The following is a 17956-nucleotide window of genomic DNA, read 5'->3' on the forward strand; positions in this document are numbered from 1 at the left end:
CGAGCCCTCGCTCAACGTTTGGCGATCAGGAGTTCCTTGACGAGCGCCGCGATCTCGGGGGTGGTCAGCGGATCCTCGCCCATCGGGACGTAAGCCTTCTTCTCGTCGACGACCCGGATGCGGCCCTTGTGACGCTTGGCGAGGCTTTCGATCTTCCGGGAGTTGCGGTAGGTGAAGACGACGTATTCGGATTCGACGTGGATGCGGTCGATCTTCCAGCCGCCGGCGAGGATGCGGATCTCGGCCTCGGCGAGCATGTGCTCGGCCGGCTTCGGCGGAGGGCCGAAGCGGTCGTTCAGCTCATGTCGGAAATCGGCCAGATGGTCGAGGCTCCTCAGCCTGGCCAGACGACGATAAAGCTCCAGCTTCAGCCTCGGCGCGGGGACGTAGTCGCGCGGGAGGTACGCTCGCCATTTCAGCTCGACGGAGCAGTCGAACATCGGCTTGTCGGGCTGCTTCGTCGCCGACCGCACGGCCGATTCGAGGAGCGTGCAGTACAGCTCATAGCCGACGCTCTCGATGTGGCCGGATTGCTCGGCGCCCAGGATGTTGCCGGCGCCCCGGATCTCCAGGTCGCGAAGCGCGATCTTGAAGCCGGCTCCGAGCGAGGTGAACTCCTCGATCGCCTTCAGCCGTTTGACGGCGTTGGGCGTGACCGGGCGGTCGGATTCCAGCAGCAGGTAGGCGTACGCGCGGTGCTTGAACCGGCCGACGCGGCCCCGGAGCTGGTGCAGGTCCGCCAGGCCGTACTTGTCGGCCTCGTTGATGAAGATGGTGTTGGCGTTGGGGATGTCCAGGCCGCTCTCGATGATCGTGGTGGCGACCAGCACGTCGAACTCGCGGCGGATGAACCGCATCATCGTGCGTTCCAACGTCTCGCCGGTCATCTGGCCGTGGGCGAACTCGATGCGGGCCTCGGGGACGATCGACCGGAGCTTGTCGACGACCTGCTGGATGTCGTGGATCCGGTTGTGGACGAAGTAGACCTGGCCGTCGCGGTTCAGCTCGCGGTTGATCGCGCGCTTGATGGTGTCCGGGTCGAACCGGAGGATGCGGGTCTCGATGGCCTTGCGGTCGGACGGAGGCGTCTCAAGGTTGGAGATGTCTCGGATGCCCAGCAGGCTCATGTGAAGCGTGCGGGGGATCGGCGTGGCCGAGAGGGTCAGGACGTCCACGGTGGACCGCAGGGTCTTGAGCCACTCCTTGTCCTCGACTCCGAACCGCTGCTCCTCGTCCACGACGATCAGGCCCAGGTCCTTGAAGGCGACGTCTTTCTGGAGGATGCGGTGGGTGCCGATCAGGACGTCGACCTTGCCGTCGGCGGCCCGCTTGAGGATCTCCTTGACCTCGGCCTTGGGGCGGAAGCGGTTGACCGCCTCGATGACGAACGGAAATTCCCCCATCCGCGCTGAGAAGCTGCGGTGGTGCTGCTCCGAGAGGATCGTGGTCGGGACGAGCACGCCGACCTGCTTGCCGGCGTCGACCGCCTTGAACGCCGCGCGGATCGCGACCTCGGTCTTGCCGTAGCCGACGTCGCCGCAGATGAGGCGGTCCATCGGCTTGGTCTGGGCCATGTCCTCCTTGATCGCCTCGATCGCGGCGAGCTGGTCCGGAGTCTCGTCGAACGGGAAGGCGGCCTCGAACTCGGCCATCCAGTGGCTGTCCTCGGCGGGGAAGGCGAAGCCCGGCTGGCTGGCGCGGTCGGCCTGGATGTCCAGCAGCTCCTGGGCCAGGTCGACCACCGCGTCCGCGACCCTTTTCTTGCGCTTCTCCCACGCGGACGAGCCGATCTTCGAAAGCGGCGGCGAGGCGTTGCCGCCCCCGACGTACTTCTGCACCAGGTCGATCTTGGCGATCGGGACGTAGAGCTTGGTCTTCTCGGCGAACTCCAGAAGGAGCGTCTCCTCGGCGTGGTCGTTCGCCTTGTCGACGAACTGGAGGCCGAGGTAGCGCGCGATCCCGTGGTTCACGTGGACGACCAGGTCCCCCTCGTTGAGGTCGAGGAAGCTGTCGATCGCCCGGGTCTCGTACTTCCGCCGCGAGGTCGTGCGGCGGACGTCGGCGCGGGCGAACAGCTCGTGGTCGGCGATGACCAGCGTGGCGGCATCGACCAGGTGGAAGCCCGCACGGATGCGTCCCACCGTGGTCTTCAGCCGGCCGCTCCGTGCCAGCTCGGAGTCGGCGAAGACCTCGCCGAGTCGCTCGACCTCGGCCGCGTTGTTGCAGGCGATGAGGACGCGGTCGTCGCCCGCGGCGGCGTCCAGCTCGGCCTTGACCTTGGCCAGCTCGCCGGAAAACCGTTCGACGCTCTCGATCCGCAGGTGGCAGGTCGCCTCCAGCGAGTCGGCCGCGAGCGCCGAGAGGGCGATGGTCGGCCGTCGGATCAGGCGTTCGAACGTGCTCTCGACGGAGTAGAGGCCGCGCAGGTCCTCGACGCGGGCCAGGTAATGCTTGCCCTCCTCGCGGAGGTCGGGGGGCTCGATGAGGACGATCCAGGTCCCCTCGGGGAAGGCGTCGGTCGCCGGGCCGAAGTCGTCGTGGTGGTCGGGGTCGAACGCGGGGGGGACGGCGATCGTGACGTTCTGCCAGCGGTCGAGCGAGCGCTGGGTCTCGGCGTCGAACGGCCGGATGGATTCGATCTCGTCGCCGAAGAACTCGATGCGGACGGGGTCGGAGGCGTCGGCGGGGAAGACGTCGAAGATGCCGCCGCGCAGGCTGAACTCGCCGGGGACCTCGACGACCTCGACGCGTTGCATGCCCCGGTCCATCAGCCAGGCGCCCAGCTCGTCGATCGGGGCGACGTCGCCGACTTCCAGCCGTCGCGACATCCGCCGCAGGACCTCGGGCCTGGGGACCGGCTGGAGCAGGGCCTGCATCGACGTGACGACGGCGCGGGGGGGGAGGCCGCCGGCCAGCCGGCCGACGGTCCGCATGCGCGCGGCGAAGACCTCGTCGCGAGCGTCCTGCTCGCGCGGGAGCTTGTCCCAGGCGGGGAGGACTTCCGGGGCGAGGCCGGAGAAGACGGCGACGTCGTCGCGGAAGTCGTCGACGTCGCCGACGTGGGGGAGCACGACGACCAGGGTCGTTGGGGCGTGCAGCGCCAGGGCCCCGGAGACGAGTCCGGCGGCCGAGCCCCAGGAGCCGTCGATGGTAGCCGCCCGGCCGTTCCGCAACGCGGCGATGACTTCGGGGAATCCCTCCGCCTGCTGGATCAGGCGGGTCAGATCCTTCAGCTCTCCCGCCGCGGCCGGCGTGGCGGCGGCGGGGCGTCTCGACGAAACCCTGGGCATCGGTGGCTCTTCGGGGGTGGACACGTCGCCGCCGATCCCGAGGGCCGGACGGTCGCCTGATCACGGGTGTATTCTAGGCGCGGAGGCCGCCCTCGCCTACTCGGCCCCGGCTTGCAATCGCCGCGCCGTGCGAGGACGCGTCCGGGCCCCCCGCGCCGGGGCGGGGGGCGTGGGGTGGGCGAGCTGGGCGCGGGGACGGGTCGCCAGCCGGGCCAGTCGGTCCAGGGCGTCGATCAGGTCGTCCATCGCGCAGGGGAGGTCCAGGCAGGCGGCGGCGCCGGCGTTCCGGGCCTGGCTCACGGCGGATCGGTCGGCGAAGCCCAGGAGGGCCAGGACGGGCCCCAGCCGGCCCCGGCGCTCCAGGCGTTCCTCCCAGCGAGGCTCCAGCACCGGCACGTCCCAGACGGTCAGGCGGGGGTAGCCCGGCAGGTCGGCGTCGGGGTCGGGGGCCAGGGTGGCGGCGTCGGCGGTGCGGTAGCCGGCGCGGGCGCAGGCCTCGCGAAGCACCTGTCTCAGCTCGTAGTCGCTGCTGACGACCTCGACGGGGATCGCGTCGGCCACGCGCTTGGCCCGGGGCGAGGCCTGTCCGAGCATCCGCTCGAGCTGTCGCGGCAGGGTCTCGGCGGCGGTCGCCTCGGGGACGACCATCTCGACCAGTCCGGACAATCGCTCGATCTCGGCGTAGCGGACGTAAGGGCTGACGCAGAGGATGATGCGGGGCCAGCCGGCGGGGCCCGCCTCGCGTCGAAGCTCCTCCAGCCTGGCGACGTCCGCCTCGGTGAGCCGCGAGCGATGCAGGACGAGGATCCCGACGCCGGCCTGGGACTGGGCACGGAAGGCCTCCCCGGGGAGGTCCGCCCCCATGCCGCCCCAGGGGATCGGGTCGAATTCGGAAAGAGCCCGGGCGATCTCGGCGACCCAGGGGTCGTCCAGGTCGCCCGCGAAGCCGATCGTCGAAGAGGTCGTATCCATCGGCGTCCCTCCATGGAGCACCCCCGGCCGCGACGCGCGAGACCGGGCGCGATGCGGCACCATCCGTACCAACTTCCGGCCTTCCCGGCAATCGAGATTCGCCGCGTGAGGGCATGGAACGCGGCCCGGGCCGATTCCGGATTTTTTCGTATCTGTGCGGCCCCGTACCGGCATGATGGAGCGACGGCCGCCAATTCGGGGAGACTTCATGAGCACCAGTCGATGGGCCGAGTCGCAGGTCCGCACCCTCTTCGAGTCGGGGACGCTCTGCGGCCTCTCGGGCCGCGAGCTGCTCGAACGGTTCGCCAGGCACGGCGACCAGGCGGCGTTCGAGGCGATCGTCGCGCGGCACGGACCGATGGTCCTGGGCGTCTGCCGGCGCGTGCTGGCCGACTCCGCGGACGTCGACGACGCGTTCCAGGCGACGTTCCTGGTACTGGTCCGCCGGGCCGGCACGCTCGGAAGGGACGACGTGGTCGCCGCCTGGCTGCACGGGGTCGCGACGAAGGTCGCCCGCCGGGCGCGGATGGACCGAGCCAGGCGAAGGGCCCGCGAGCGCGGCGGCCTGGCCGTCGAGCCCGGCCGCGAGCCGGAATCGCCCGACTTCGCCCTGCGGGAAGTGGTCGACGAGGAGATCGGCCGGCTCCCCTGGAAGTATCGCGCCCCGGTGGTCCTTTGCTACCTGGAGGGGCTGACCCACGAGGAGGCGGCGGCCCGGCTGGGCTGGCCGATTGGCTCGGTCAAGGGCCGCCTCGCCCGCGCCCGGGCCTCGCTCGCATCCCGCCTGGGCCGGCGTGGCGTCACGGCCGGCGCGGCGGCGCTCGCGACGGAACGCCTGGGCTCGGCCGCCGTGCCGGAAGCCCTGGCCGCCGCCGTCTCGCTCGCCGCCCGGCGAGTCGCGCAGGGAGTCGCGTGGAACGTCGTTCTGTCCGATCCAGTTTCCCGTCTCACGAAAGGAGCGAGTGAATCCATGACCGCCACGCAATTGACGGCCGCCGCCCTGGCCGCCGTCGCCCTCGCCACGGCCGCCGGCGTCGGCATCGCCGCCGCCCGATCGGAAGGCCCGGCTCCGCGTGGGGGCGCCCCGCCGACCGTCTCCGCGAGCGACGACGCTGCCGCTTCCCCCTCCGCATCGACCTCCAGGGCCGATGGGCTCCCGGGGTCGTCCCGCGACCAGGACCCTAGGTCGGCTGGGATCCTCGCCAAGCTCGACGAGCCCCTGTCGATGAACTTCCCCAGCGAGACGCCGCTGGAAGACGTGCTGAAGTACGTCAAGCAGGCGACCCAGACGCCGGCCGACAACGGCATCCCGATCTACGTCGACCCGATCGGCCTGAAAGAGGCCGACAAGACGACGACCTCGCCGGTCTCGATCGACCTCGACGGCGTGCCCCTGCGGCGGACGCTCCAGATCTTGCTGAAACAGATCGACCTGGTTTATTACGTAGAAGACGGCATCCTCGTCATCACGTCGGAGGGGGCGGCCGAGGCCGGCCTCGGGCCCGACATGGCCCGCCCCTCCCCTTTGCAGGTGGACTTCGAGAGGGCCACCCGCGGCGAGATGACTCTGGAGGAGATGGAGTCGCTCGCCCAGAGGATCAAGCTGATCGGGGAGATCCGCAAGGCCATGGACGGGCCGAGCGAACCCGCGGCGGGCGGCGGGGCGGGCGGAGTGCAGTAGTCCTCGCAGCCCGGAATCGACGTCTCGGCGCGGTTGCGGGCCGACGCGGCGCTCGCCTCCTTGCTGCTTCTTGCTACGGCGGGCCGTTCCCGTGGGCGACGAGCGAGGGATTTGGGCGACGTCCCCGAGGGCCCGGGTCGCGCCGCTTGTCGACGCCCGATCGGCTGGGGTATGATCCCGGTTCGACGGTGGACGGCTTCGTCGCGAAAAGTGCCAAGTCGAGGAGGCGTCATGGATCCCACGCGCGAGATTTTCGGGAGCCTGATCCCCGTGGGGGGGGGCGATCCGATTCCCCTGGTCAAGCCGGAGCTGCTCGTCGGGCGGCGGCCGAACTGCGACATCCGCCTCGACTTCGAGAACGTCTCGGGCAAGCATGCGATGCTCACCCTCGTGAACGGCCTCTGGCACGTCCGTGACATGGCCAGCACCAACGGCACGAGCGTCAACGGCTCGCGGCTGAGCAGCCCGCACTCGGTCATGCCCGACGACGAGCTGGGCTTCGCCGGCCACCTGTTCACGATCGACTACGTCCCCAGCGGGCCCGAATCGCTGATCTCCAGCCACCAGGCGCTGGAGGAGGACGTGCAGGACGAGCGCAAGCGGCACTCCCTGATGGAGCTGGCCGGGCTCGACACCGACGACAAGGCCCCGCGCGTCAGCAGGCCCAAGACGGCCCCGGCGGAGATCGAGCGGCTGTCGGTCGACGAGGCCGAGTTCGACGACACAGTCCCCAAGCACTTCAAGCCCAAGGCCGCCAAGGTCAAGCGCAAGGCCGAAGACGAGGACGACTTCCTCAAACTCATCGAGGACGAGGTCGTTCAGAAGCCCGAATGACCCATTTCCGCGCTCCGGCCCGGAAAGCCCGGTCGGTAGACTGTCGGACGTCGCATTATATCGACAGCGAGCGAAGCGGCCCCGCCGATCCCGGGGCGTCGAAGCCTTCCCGCGCCGGCCGTGCCGGCGCCCGACGCATCCGATCGGCCGAGACGCTTTCCAACCTTTGAAGAGGAGTCGAACGCGATGAACACCCTGAGCAAATCCCTCCTGGCTCTGGGCCTGGCGGCCCTGATGACGGCCCCGGCCTACGCCCAGCAGCGTCGCGGCGGCGGCTTCGGCCGCGCCGGGGTCTCCATGCTCCTCTCCAACGCCAGCGTGCTGGACGAGCTGAAGCTCGACGACGCTCAGAAGTCGAAGATCAGCGAGATCGTCGACGAGGCCCGCGAGAAATACTCGGTCACCGGCGACCTCGAGCCCCAGGAGCGGATGGCCAAATACCGCGAGCTGGCCAAGGAGATCGAGCCCGCGACCCTCAAGGCCGCCGCCGAGGTCCTCAAGCCCGAACAGCTCAACCGCCTGCACGGCATCCACTACCAGGTCGCCGGCCCGGCCGCCTTCGAGGACGAGGATCTCCAGAAGAAGCTCAAGATGACCGACGAGCAGAAGTCGGCCGCCGAGCAGATCATCGCCGACTCCAACACCGAGATGCGCGAGCTGTTCCAGTCCGGGGGCGACCGGGACGAGACGATGTCGAAGATCCGTGAGCACCGCAAGGCGACCGTGACCAAGATCGAGGCGAAGATGACCGACGAGCAGAAGGCGGAGTACGCCAAGCTCCTCGGCTCCCCCTTCGAGATCCGCTGGGAAGGCGGCCGAGGCCGTTGATCGACGAAAGTCCGATTTTCCCGACCATCTGACGCCAAGCTTCGCGGGCGCGAGGGGCCGACATCGGGCCCCTCGCGTCCGCTTCGCTTTCGAATCTGCTACTCGACCGTGACGCTCTTGGCCAGGTTGCGCGGCTTGTCGATGTCGCAGCCCTTGAGCCGGGCGACGTGGTAGGCGAGGAGCTGGAGCGGGACGACGGCGAGGAGCGGCTGGATCACTTCGGGGGCGTCCGGGATGGGTAGGACGTGGTCCGAGACGCTCGCCAGCTCGTCGTCGCCGGCGACCCCGACGCTGATGATCGGGCCGCGCCGGGCGCGGACTTCCTCGATGTTGCTCAGCGTCTTGGCGTGCAAGGGCCCCCGGGGGGCGACGAAGACCGAGGGGGTCTCGGGGTCGATGAGCGCGATCGGCCCGTGCTTCATTTCGGCCGTCGGGTAGCCCTCGGCGTGGATGTAGCTGATCTCCTTCAGCTTCAACGCCCCTTCGAGGGCGACGGGGTAGTGCACATCCCGCCCCAGGAACAGGACGCTTCGCGCCTTCGTGAGGCTTTCGGCCGCGGCCTCGACGATCGGCTCGGCTTTCAGCGCCTCGCCGATCAGGGCCGGCACCGATTCCATGGCGTCGACGATCGCGGCCCCCTCGGAGAAGGAAAGCTGTCGAAGCCGGCCGAGGTGCAGAGCCAGGAGCGTCAGCACGGCCACCTGCGCCGAGAAGGCCTTGGTGCTCGCCACGCCGACCTCGGGCCCCGCGTGCAGGTAGACCCCGCCGTCGGCCTCGCGGGCGATCGTGCTGCCGACCGTATTGACGATCCCCAGCGTCGGGTGGCCGCGGCGCTTGGCCTCGCGGAGCGCCCCCAGGGTGTCGGCCGTCTCGCCCGATTGGCTCAGGACGAAGACGAGAGTCCGGTCGTCGAGCGGCGCGTTCCGGTAGCGGAATTCGCTGGCGTACTCGACTTCCACCGGCAGGTGGGCCAGACGCTCGATCAGGTACTCGCCCACGAGCGCCGCGTGCCAGCTCGTGCCGCAGGCGGCGAAGACGACCCGGCGCGCCCGACGGAGCTGCCGGGCGGTCAAGTTCAGGCCCCCCAGCCGCGCCGAGCCCTCGGAGCGGACGAGCCGGCCCCGACAGGCGTTGATCACCGTATCGGGCTGCTCGCGGATCTCCTTGAGCATGTAATGGGCGTGGCCCCCCAGCTCCACGGCGTCGGGCTTCCAGTCGATCCGGTCGATGCGGGGGGTGACCGACCCGCGCTCGCGATGGCGGATCTCGAAGTCGTCGGCGGTCAGGCGGACGACCTCGCCGTCCTGGAGATAGGCGACGTTCGCCGTGTGTGGGGCGATGGCGACCGGGTCGCTGGCGAGCAGGTGCTCCCCCTCGCCCACGCCGACGACGAGCGGGCTCCCCAGCCTCGCGCCGAGGACCTCGCCGGGGCGGTCGGCGGTGACCACGGCCAGCCCGTAGGTCCCTTCGAGCCGGGGGAGGACGCGGAGCAGAGCGTCCATCGGGTCGTCGCCGCGTTCCAGCTCGCGGGCCATCAGGTGGGCGACGACCTCGGTGTCGGTCTGGCCAAGGAAAGCGAACCCCTCCGCCTCAAGCTCGCGACGGATCGACGCGTGGTTCTCGATCACGCCGTTGTGGACGACGGCCGTCGAACGCCTGCCGGCGCGGCCGCCGACGTGGGGGTGGGCGTTGACGTCGGTGGCGGGGCCGTGGGTCGCCCATCGCGTGTGGCTGATCCCGTTGGAGGCCTTGACGGGCCGTAGGCGGAGCAACTCCTCCAGCACGGAGACCCGCCCGGCCTGCTTGCGGACCTCCAACGAGCCGTCCTCGACCGCGGCGATCCCCGCGCTGTCATATCCCCGATACTCGAGCCGACGGAGCCCGGCGACGAGGATCGGGGCGGCTTCCTTGCTCCCGGTGTAGCCGACGATCCCACACATGTCCGGGCCTCCGTGTTGCATTCGGGCGGTCGCGCGACGGCCCCGTTCGGGCCTCGGGCCGAAGCCTCCTATACCCGGGGCGCTCCCGATGCGTCAACGCTCAGGATCCGCGGCGGGGAGTGACGGCCCATCCCCGCGTCCACAGCGCTGGGATTTCGCATCGACGTCGATACGGGCTTCCATGTCCTGCCTTGGCGCATGGAGACACGCGCCGGGCCCGTCGCCGGCCCGAGGACGCGGGGCGACGAGCGAAGGGGCTCGCATCGCCGCCGAGCCGGCCGCGGCGCACGTTCCGAGAAAGGTGCGGTTCGATGAGGCGTAGCCACAACGCGTTCCGCCGAGCTGCGAGTCGATGGAGACCCGGCGGCTGTTGAGCGCGGCGTCGGAGACGGTCGTGACGGGATTGTTCCGGCAGGTCCTGCTCCGCGACCCCGGGCCCAAGGAACTGGCGCGGTTCAGCAGATCGGTCGACGCCGGCGTGAGCGAGGCTCGCGTCGCCGCGCGGCTCTACGATTCGAACGAATTCCGCAGGGACGTCCTGACGTCCTATATATGAAGAGATCCTCGAACGTCAGCCGACGGAGGCGGAACTCGGCCGGTGGTCGAGGGCGTTGGCGGCGGGTGGTTCCGGGGCCCGTGTAGCGGCCGCGATCGCCGGCTCGCCCGAGTCGGTCGAGAGATTCGACGGCGACCAGGCCGCTTACGTCAGGTCGATCTCCGTCGGGCTTCTGGGCCGCCAGGCCGACGAGGCCGAACTCGCGACCTATGTCTCCCAGCTCCAGAAGGGCGCCGCGCCGACGATCGTGGCTGCGGCGATCACGAGGACGGTCTCGTACCGCGTCAGCAAGATCCAGGAGGCTTACCAGGCCGTCCTGGGTCGGCTTCCTTCTGCGAGCGAGGCGGCCGCCTGGGCGTCGCGATGGTCGGCGAACGGGGGCCTCCGAGGCGTCTCGCTGCGGATCCTGGACGGCCGCGAAAACGCCGCGCGCCTACGCGGCGGCGCGGTGTCGGCGCCGGACATGGCCGCGGTGAACGAGCTCAAGCAGATCCTCCTCGCGCCCTACACGGAGGCGAACGACGGCTTCGTGAACACATTCAATCGGCTGCTCGGGACGAGGCCCGCGGAGGACGCCGAGGGGGACCCCGTCGCGTCCCCGCCGACCAACACGGCGCTGTGGGGCCTGACCAAGGCCGGCGGCCGCGACGGTCGGCCCCTCGACGAGGTGAGGACCGTCGCCACGACGACGGTGCCGGTGGCCGCGCTGACGCCGTTGCAGTCCGAGGTCGACATCGACAAGTCGCTCGGATTCGCCCTGGGAGCGGCGCCGGCCCAGTCGGACCTGGAGGAGTATCTCGCCGGGGGGGCGATCAAGCCGTTCGGGGGTCCAATCCTCACCCGGGGGTGGGGGCCGGTACATCGTCGACGGACATCACCGCTGGTCGAGCCTCTTCGTGATCAATCCCGACGCCCAGATCTCGGCGCTGGACATCGGCTACGCCGCAAGGCCGCAGGATTACCTGAAGGTGGCCCAGTAGGCCGTCGGGGCGGCGATGGGATATCTCCAGGTGCAGTCCGTCGAGGGCCAGAACCTCTTCACGATCGGCCGGGCCGACTTCGACGCCTGGGTCGCGAGGACCATCGCGGACGGCGACGACCCCCAGGGCGTGCTCGCCGTCTTCAAGCAGGCGCGCGGGCTCGACGGGATCCCGGCGATCGCGGCGTTCTTATGGGGCAACGTGGAGCGCATGCGGCTCGGCAACCAGCCCTTCCCCGGCGTCACCGGCCGGGACTATATGCCGCAGCCGCCGAGCGGCGGCGTCGACGAGATGGTCGCGTGGTTCGAGAGCGGGGCCCTGAACAGTCGGTTCCCCATGGTCCCGCGGCTGGGATGATCGGATCGGGACGATCCTCGCGGGGGAAAATCGTCGACCTCAAGCACGAATCTTGATGTTGACAGGAGCCCCGAGTCCGTCGATACTCTCGCCGACGGACCGGGGCGACCGGCTCCCACCTCAAGAGGACCCTGACACCGGATGGAAATCGGGTCCTCGGGAGCCGTCAGACGTTATCTAGCTCACGATCGCTCCCCACGCCCGGTCCCTCGCTCGGACGCTGTTTCGCACCTATTGGACGAGCCCACAAGGATGGGGGCCTGGCACGCGACGCAACGCGACGTCGCAAGCCCGTCTCGACTTGTCGGCCGTGCTTGTCTCCCGACGTCACGCTTGCTCGACGCCGCCACCGGCGCGTCGAGAACTCACCAAGGATGGAACCTGCCATGCGTATTCTCGTCACCGGCGGCGCCGGCTACGTCGGCTCCACGTTGGTCCCGATGCTCCTCGAACAGGGCCACAAGGTCCGCGTGCTGGACAACCTCCGGTTCAGCGGCCAGGGCCTGCTCCCCTGCTGTCAGAACCGCTTCTTCGAGCTGCAGCAGGGGGACGTCTGCGACCCCGCCGCGGTCAAGAAGGCCGTCGACGGCGTCGACGCGATCATCCACCTGGCCGCCATCGTCGGCTACCCCGCCTGCAAGAAAGAGCCCCAGCTCGCCCAGGCGATCAACGTCGAGGGCACCCGCAACCTGCTGTCCGCCCGGAACAAGGACACCCGGTTCCTGTTCGCCTCCACCGGCAGCATCTACGGCTCGATCCCGGACTACGTCTGCAACGAAGACACCCCCCGGGCCCCGATCACGCTCTACGGCGAGACCAAGGCGACGGCCGAGGAGATGGTGCAGAAGGCCGGCAACGGCGTCTCCTATCGCTTCGCGACGGCCTTCGGCGTCAGCAACCGCATGCGGCTCGACCTCATGCCGAACGACTTCACCTACCAGGCCGTCAAGAACCGCAACCTCATCGTCTACGAGGGCGGCTTCAAGCGGACCTTCGTCCATGTCCGCGACATGGCCCGCTCGTTCATCTTCGCCCTGGAGCGCTGGGACGACGTGAAGGACGACGTCTACAACGTCGGCCACGAGAGCATGAACTTCACCAAGGAAGAAGTCGCCCGCAAGGTGCTGGAGCACACCGACTTCTACCTCCACTTCGCCGAGGTCGGCAGCGACGCCGACCAGCGCAACTACGAGGTCTCCTACGAGAAGATCCGCGCCAAGGGGTTCGAGACCACCATCGACCTCGACCGCGGCATCTCCGAGCTGGTCCGCGCCGCCCAGCTCATCTCGTTCCAGAACCCGTTCGCGAACGTCTGATCGTCTCGCGGGCCGACCGGGGGAGGCGACGCGGCCCCCCCCGGCGCCGCGCGTCGTCGGATGGCTCGGCCCCGCCGCGCCGAGTCCCACTCATCCCGATTTCCCTACTCCTAGCGGGCCGCGACGGTCCGGGTGAACGACACCATGGTGAACCGGAAACTCTGGTTTCGCGGCGGTCCCGAGCCGGCGCGGCCGGCGGGCCGGCCCTTGCACGCCTTCGGGCGTCCCGAGGCCGAAGCCTCGACGATGACGGTCGACGGGCCCGGCCCGGCTCGCGTGGAGCCCGGCAGGCGGGTCCTCCTCATCAACCAGTACTACTGGCCCGACCACGCCTCCACGGCCCAGCATTTGACCGACCTGGCCGAGTCGCTGGCCGCCCGCGGGTTCGAATGCCACGTCCTGTGCGCGCAGAGCCGATACAAGCCCGGCGACCCGGCGCCCCCGGCCGAGGAGGTCCACAACGGCGTGCACATCCACCGCGTCCCGGCGACCTCGCTGGGCCGCAAGAGCACGCTGAGCCGGATGACCGACTACCTCAGCTTCTACGCGCGGGCGGTCGTCAAGGCGTTCCGACTCCCCCGGTTCGACCTCGTGGTCACGCTGACCACCCCGCCGATCATCGGCCTGGTCGGGACGCTCCTGCGACGGCTGAAGGGCTCGACCCACGTCTGCTGGAGCATGGACCTGCACCCCGACGCCAGCCTCGCGCTGCGGCGGATGTCGCCGAGGAACCCGATCGTCCGGTCGCTGGCCTGGCTGAGCGACGCCGTGCTGCGGCAGGCCGATCGCGTGGTCGTCCTGGGGCCGTACATGGCCGACCGGATCCTCATGAAGAAGGTCCGGCCCGACCGAATCGCCACGATCCCGGTCTGGAGCCGCAAGGACGAGGTCTATCCGGTCGCCCACGCCTCGAACGGCCTCCGCAAGCAGCTCGGCTTCCGCGACGAGCTGGTCTGCATGTACTCCGGCAACCTGGGCCTGGCCCACACGTTCGACGAGTTCCTGGAGGCCGCCCGGCGTATGCGCGACCGCGAGGACGTGATCTTCCTCTACGTCGGCGGCGGGCCGAGGCTCGCCGAGGTGAGGGCGGCGAAGGAGCGCGACGGGCTCGACAACGTCCGGATCCTGGACTACGTCGCCCGCGAGGACCTGCATCTCTCGCTCTCCACGGCCGACGTCCACCTGATCTCCATGCGGCCCGAAATGACCGGCATCGTCGTGCCGGGCAAGCTCTACGGCATCATGGCCGCGGCGAGGCCGGCCCTCTTCGTCGGCCCGCCGCATTGCGAGTCGGCCGACCTGATCCGGCGCTCCGGCGGCGGCTTCGCGGTCCCCTTCGGCGACGCCGACGGCGTGGTCGCGGCCCTGGAACGCCTGCGCGCCGACCGCAACCTGGCCCGACAGATGGGCGAGAAGGGCCGCCAGGCGTTCCTCGCCTCCCACGAGATGGGCCCCTGCTGCTACCAGTGGTTCGAGCTGGCCCGCGGCCTGCTCGCCCCGTCCAAGGCCGAGTCGCGGCCGGTCGCAGTCGCCGTCCCGACGCGGGTCGGGGCCGTGGAAGTCGGTTGAAGAAGTGACGACGCCGGTCCTGCGATGCCTCGGAACCGGCCGATCCTCCAACAGTCTCCGTGCTCGTCGCCTCCTCATCCGGCCCTCAGGGCCACCTTCCCCCGCCAGGGGGTAAGGGATCTTTGTCCATGCAGACTCGTCGTCGGCCCTAGCTTTTCCCGGAGGAATTCGTCGTGGACCTTCGCCGTCGCGGAACCAGCCTGATCGCCCTGACCCTCCTCGCCGCGACCGCTGCGGACCTGCCGGCGCAGACGACGCCCACCGAGAGCGTCGCCGAGATCCAGAACCGCCACGACCGAGCGCTCGTCCGCGAGCTGGGCGAGTACCTGATCCGCAATCCCAAGGCCGAGGATCGCGACCAGGCCTACGCCGCCCTCTTCAACAAGGCGATCGAGCACGACTGGTTCGCCGAGAATCAGGAGGCCGCCGAGCGCTACCTGAAGGACGAGCCCGAGGGGCCGGTCCGCGCGCTCGCCCAGATCATCACGGTGATGTCCCGCGCCCAGGCCAAGAAGTTCCCGGACGCCCTGGCCCGCTACAAGGAGCTGATGCAGGGGCTGAACGCGACCGATCAGGAGGAGTTCGCCGTCAGCTTCTCGGAGACGTTCGCCATCGCCGCCGTCGTCGCGGGCGAGATCGACGTCGCCGCGCAGGTCTACCAGACCCTGGCCTCGCGGTTCCCCGAGAGCGCCGCGGTGAAGCAGAAGGCCGAGAACGAACTGGCGCGGCTCGCCCGCGTCGGCAAGCCCGCGCCGAACGTCGAGGCTCAGGACCTCCAGGGGAAGACCGTCCGGCTCGCGAGCCTCCGGGGCAAATATGTCCTGATCGACTTCTGGGCGACCTGGTGCACGCCCAACCTCGTCGAGCTTCCCCGGCTCCAGGAGGCTTACCGCAAGTATCACGACGCGGGGCTTGAGATCGTCAGCGTCAGCCTGGACGACACCCGCACGGCCGTCGTCGACTTCGTGAAGGCTCGCAAGATCCCCTGGACCCAGCTCCACAACACCACGTCGGGCGTCGACCTGATCGAGGCCTTCGGCGTCGGGTCGATCCCGGCGAGCTATCTCATCGACCCGCAGGGGAACGTCGTGCGGATCGACCTCCGCGGCGGGGCCCTCGATGAGGCCCTTTCCAGGCTCATCAAGATCGGCGGCTGACCCGGCTCAGCCAGGGGCCGTCGCCGGCTTCGCATCCAGGTCGAACAGGTCGGGGTCCCGCCCGTCCTGGCCCGGTTCGTCGCCTCGTGCGAGCGCCATCCGGACTTGCCGCACCGCCTTGATGTAGAGCGCGTTGAAGACGAAGGCGAACAGCAAGGCGAGGGTGATCGCGACGATCGCCGGGCCCGAGCCGACCTCGCCCGCGAGGGCCCCCGTGGCGGCCGCGATCCCGACGATGGGGGTCGCCGAGAAGAAGAGAACGGCCTGCTCCTCGACGGCCCGAGGGCCGGCCGAGGCGGCGAGCGTGATGATGCCGAGCACCAGCGGCAGCGCCCAGGCCGTGAACAGGAAGAGCCCGAAGAAGTTGGTCGCCCGGCGGCCGAACCGGAGCAGGAAGTACTGGAATGCCAGGCCGAAGTAGGCCACGACCAGGACGCCGACGGCGACGGCCAGCGGGAAGCCCCCCCGGCCCGGGACGTTCGGCCGGCCCGAGTCCTCGATCCAGGCTCCCAGGATCGACCCCGCCGCCAGGATCGTCCCGCAGATCGCCGCAAGGGCCGGGCGATTCGGCGCGAGGTCGCTCCAGGCCGACGGCCTGTCGAGGCCGAGCTTGCGGGCCCGCCGCAGGCCCTTGTCGTACTCGGCCAGGCTCGGCGTGATGAGCCCGGCCAAGATCACCCCCACGCCCACCAGGATGTAGAGCAGGATCAGGCTGGCCATGCCGTCGCCGTTCCAGTTCGAGACCCCGCCGACCGCCAGCAGCCCGAACGTCGCCGCCGCCGCGATCGCCTGCGGCTTCGACAGCCCGTGAGTCCGCTCCGATCCCATCTTCCGCGTCGCCGCCAGCAGGAAGAAAAACAGGACCGCCGCCAGGTGCAGCAGCACGAACGCCAACCAGGGGAGCGAGAGCCCCAGGAAGTCCATCCGGACGTCGCCGTCGATCAGGCCCTTCAGGACCCCGAACGCCCCAAAGAGCGGCCCCACGATGAACACGCCGATGACGATGGTGAACCCGAGCGCGTTCTGGCCCGTGACCCCGCTCTTGAGCGAGAGCCCCCCGAGCAATGAGGCCGCGTGCAGCGTCCAGGCGACGAACAGCAGCAAGATCTCGGCCTGCATCAGCCCCCGGAAGTCGGGGAATCCCATGATCACGCAGAACAGCATGAACGGGAGCGTCAGGGCCGTCAGGGCGTACTCGCGGACCGGGGCGCCGAACAGGAAGCCGAACGTCAGCTCCAGCGGGCTCTGCGGCGAGACCCGGTGGAAGTCCAGGATGCCCGACGCTCGCGCGCTCCCCACCGAGGCCCCGACCTGCGTCGACCCCATGACGGCGAGGATGATGAACTGGAGCACCAAGAGGGCCGTGAAGCCGTCGCCGGAGGCGAACCCGCGCACCTGGAAAGCCCCGTAGAGGATGCAGAGGCCGATCATGATCGTGATCGCAGCCGACGTGGCGAACGCCTGGGGGCGGAGCCGCGAGCGGACGTGCTTGATGAGGATCGGGTTGTCCAGCCATTCGCGGATCATCACGACAGCTCCTTGGCGCCGACCTTCAGGAACAGCTCTTCCAGGTTGTCCTTGCGTCGCGAGAACGACGAGACCCGGACGCCGGCGGCGACCAGCCGGGCCAGCAACTCGGCGGCGGCGTCGGCGTCGCCCCGGTAGCGGAACTCCTGCACGCCGCCGGGTCGGGCCTCGACGAGGCCCGCGTGATCGTCCGCGTCGACCACCCGATGGAACGCGTCGAGCCCGTCGAGGATCTCGACCGACAGCGACATATCCCCCATGATCCGCCGGTTCACCTCGTCGATCCGGCCGCCCACCACCAGCCGCCCGCGTTCCATGATCGCGACCGACGTGCAGAACTCGTTCATCTCGGCGAGGATGTGCGACGAGATCAGGACCGCCTTCCCCTCGGCCGAGACCCGCTTGAGGATGTTCTTGAGGTCGATCCGCCCCTGGGGGTCGACGCCGCTGGCCGGCTCGTCGAGCAGGAGCACGGCCGGGTCGGGGATCAGGGTCTTGGCCAGCATCATCCGCTGTCGCATCCCGCGCGAGAGCCCCGTGACCGTCGCGTCCCGCTTCTCGGAAAGCCCGACGATCTCCAGGTGCCGGTCGACGACGGCCCCCCGCGCGGGCCGGGGGATGCGGTAGCTCGCCGCGAAGAGGTCGAGGAACTCCCAGACCTTGAGGTCGTCGTAGACCGGCGGGAAGTCGGGCATGAAGCCGACGGCGCGGCCGACCAGCTCGTGGTCGTCCCGGACGCTCGCCCCCAGGATGCGGACCTCGCCGTAGGTCGGCTCGATCAGCCCCAGGATCGTCCGCATGGTCGTCGTTTTGCCCGCGCCGTTGGGCCCGATCAGCCCGCACACCTCGCCCGGCCCGACCTCCAGTGAGAGGTCGTGCACCGCGCAGAAATCGTCGTAGTCGACGCGCAGGTCGCGTATCGAGAGCATCCGCCGTCCTCGCCGGTTCG

13 protein-coding genes are annotated in these 17956 nt (G+C 69.7%); 8 read left to right on the forward strand and 5 right to left on the reverse strand.

Annotated features, from left to right (window positions below; translation table 11 throughout):
• Positions 1-11: 11 nt before the first annotated feature.
• Together mfd and G6O68_RS32360 are read right to left on the reverse strand one after the other, a co-directional pair.
• Entirely contained in the window at positions 12-3290 is a 3279-nt protein-coding gene (gene mfd / locus G6O68_RS11755) for a transcription-repair coupling factor (RefSeq protein WP_165247879.1), read from the reverse strand.
• Between the two features lie 96 nt (positions 3291-3386).
• Complete coding sequence (locus G6O68_RS32360; RefSeq protein ID WP_206108075.1) at positions 3387-4262, reverse strand: hypothetical protein; 876 nt, start codon at positions 4260-4262, stop codon at positions 3387-3389.
• A 208-nt stretch (positions 4263-4470) separates the two neighbouring features.
• Between G6O68_RS32360 and G6O68_RS11765 the strand changes: the two genes are divergently transcribed.
• The 3 genes from G6O68_RS11765 to G6O68_RS11775 all read left to right on the forward strand — a co-directional run bounded on the left by G6O68_RS11765 (position 4471) and on the right by G6O68_RS11775 (position 7605).
• The gene (locus G6O68_RS11765) at positions 4471-5943 is read left to right on the forward strand and encodes an RNA polymerase sigma factor (protein WP_165247881.1); all 1473 of its coding nucleotides are present in this window, start codon (positions 4471-4473) and stop codon (positions 5941-5943) included.
• Positions 5944-6174: 231 nt separating this feature from the next.
• Complete coding sequence (locus tag G6O68_RS11770) at positions 6175-6777, forward strand: FHA domain-containing protein (protein ID WP_165247883.1); 603 nt, start codon at positions 6175-6177, stop codon at positions 6775-6777.
• 186 nt (positions 6778-6963) lie between these two features.
• The gene (locus tag G6O68_RS11775) at positions 6964-7605 is read left to right on the forward strand and encodes a hypothetical protein (RefSeq protein WP_165247885.1); all 642 of its coding nucleotides are present in this window, start codon (positions 6964-6966) and stop codon (positions 7603-7605) included.
• Positions 7606-7703: 98 nt separating this feature from the next.
• Here G6O68_RS11775 and glmS read toward each other — a convergent pair whose 3' ends face one another.
• The gene (glmS, locus tag G6O68_RS11780) at positions 7704-9545 is read right to left on the reverse strand and encodes a glutamine--fructose-6-phosphate transaminase (isomerizing) (RefSeq protein ID WP_165247887.1); all 1842 of its coding nucleotides are present in this window, start codon (positions 9543-9545) and stop codon (positions 7704-7706) included.
• A 370-nt stretch (positions 9546-9915) separates the two neighbouring features.
• On the opposite strand from glmS, the gene G6O68_RS11785 reads away from it, so the two are divergent.
• The 5 genes from G6O68_RS11785 to G6O68_RS11805 all read left to right on the forward strand — a co-directional run bounded on the left by G6O68_RS11785 (position 9916) and on the right by G6O68_RS11805 (position 15480).
• Positions 9916-10101, forward strand: a complete 186-nt coding sequence (locus tag G6O68_RS11785) for a hypothetical protein (RefSeq protein WP_165247889.1) — start codon at positions 9916-9918, stop codon at positions 10099-10101.
• A gap of 995 nt (positions 10102-11096) precedes the next feature.
• Positions 11097-11438, forward strand: coding sequence for a hypothetical protein (locus tag G6O68_RS11790; protein ID WP_165247891.1), 342 nt, complete (start codon positions 11097-11099; stop codon positions 11436-11438).
• 386 nt (positions 11439-11824) lie between these two features.
• Positions 11825-12754, forward strand: coding sequence for an NAD-dependent epimerase/dehydratase family protein (locus G6O68_RS11795; RefSeq protein ID WP_165247893.1), 930 nt, complete (start codon positions 11825-11827; stop codon positions 12752-12754).
• Positions 12755-12886: 132 nt separating this feature from the next.
• Entirely contained in the window at positions 12887-14323 is a 1437-nt protein-coding gene (locus G6O68_RS11800) for a glycosyltransferase family 4 protein (RefSeq protein ID WP_240911137.1), read from the forward strand.
• Positions 14324-14496: 173 nt separating this feature from the next.
• The gene (locus G6O68_RS11805) at positions 14497-15480 is read left to right on the forward strand and encodes a TlpA disulfide reductase family protein (RefSeq protein WP_165247895.1); all 984 of its coding nucleotides are present in this window, start codon (positions 14497-14499) and stop codon (positions 15478-15480) included.
• A gap of 6 nt (positions 15481-15486) precedes the next feature.
• Here the strand turns inward: G6O68_RS11805 and G6O68_RS11810 are convergent, their stop codons facing one another.
• Positions 15487-17007: a hypothetical protein gene (locus G6O68_RS11810; RefSeq protein ID WP_165247897.1), complete on the reverse strand. Its 1521-nt coding sequence runs from the start codon at positions 17005-17007 to the stop codon at positions 15487-15489.
• Positions 17007-17936 carry an ABC transporter ATP-binding protein gene (locus G6O68_RS11815; protein ID WP_165247898.1) on the reverse strand — a complete coding sequence of 310 codons (930 nt, stop codon included), beginning with the start codon at positions 17934-17936 and terminating at the stop codon, positions 17007-17009. Before G6O68_RS11815 ends, G6O68_RS11810 begins: the two co-directional genes overlap by 1 nt.
• Positions 17937-17956 lie beyond the last annotated feature (20 nt).

The sequence above is a fragment of the Paludisphaera soli genome (assembly GCF_011064595.1).
Classification (GTDB): domain Bacteria; phylum Planctomycetota; class Planctomycetia; order Isosphaerales; family Isosphaeraceae; genus Paludisphaera; species Paludisphaera soli.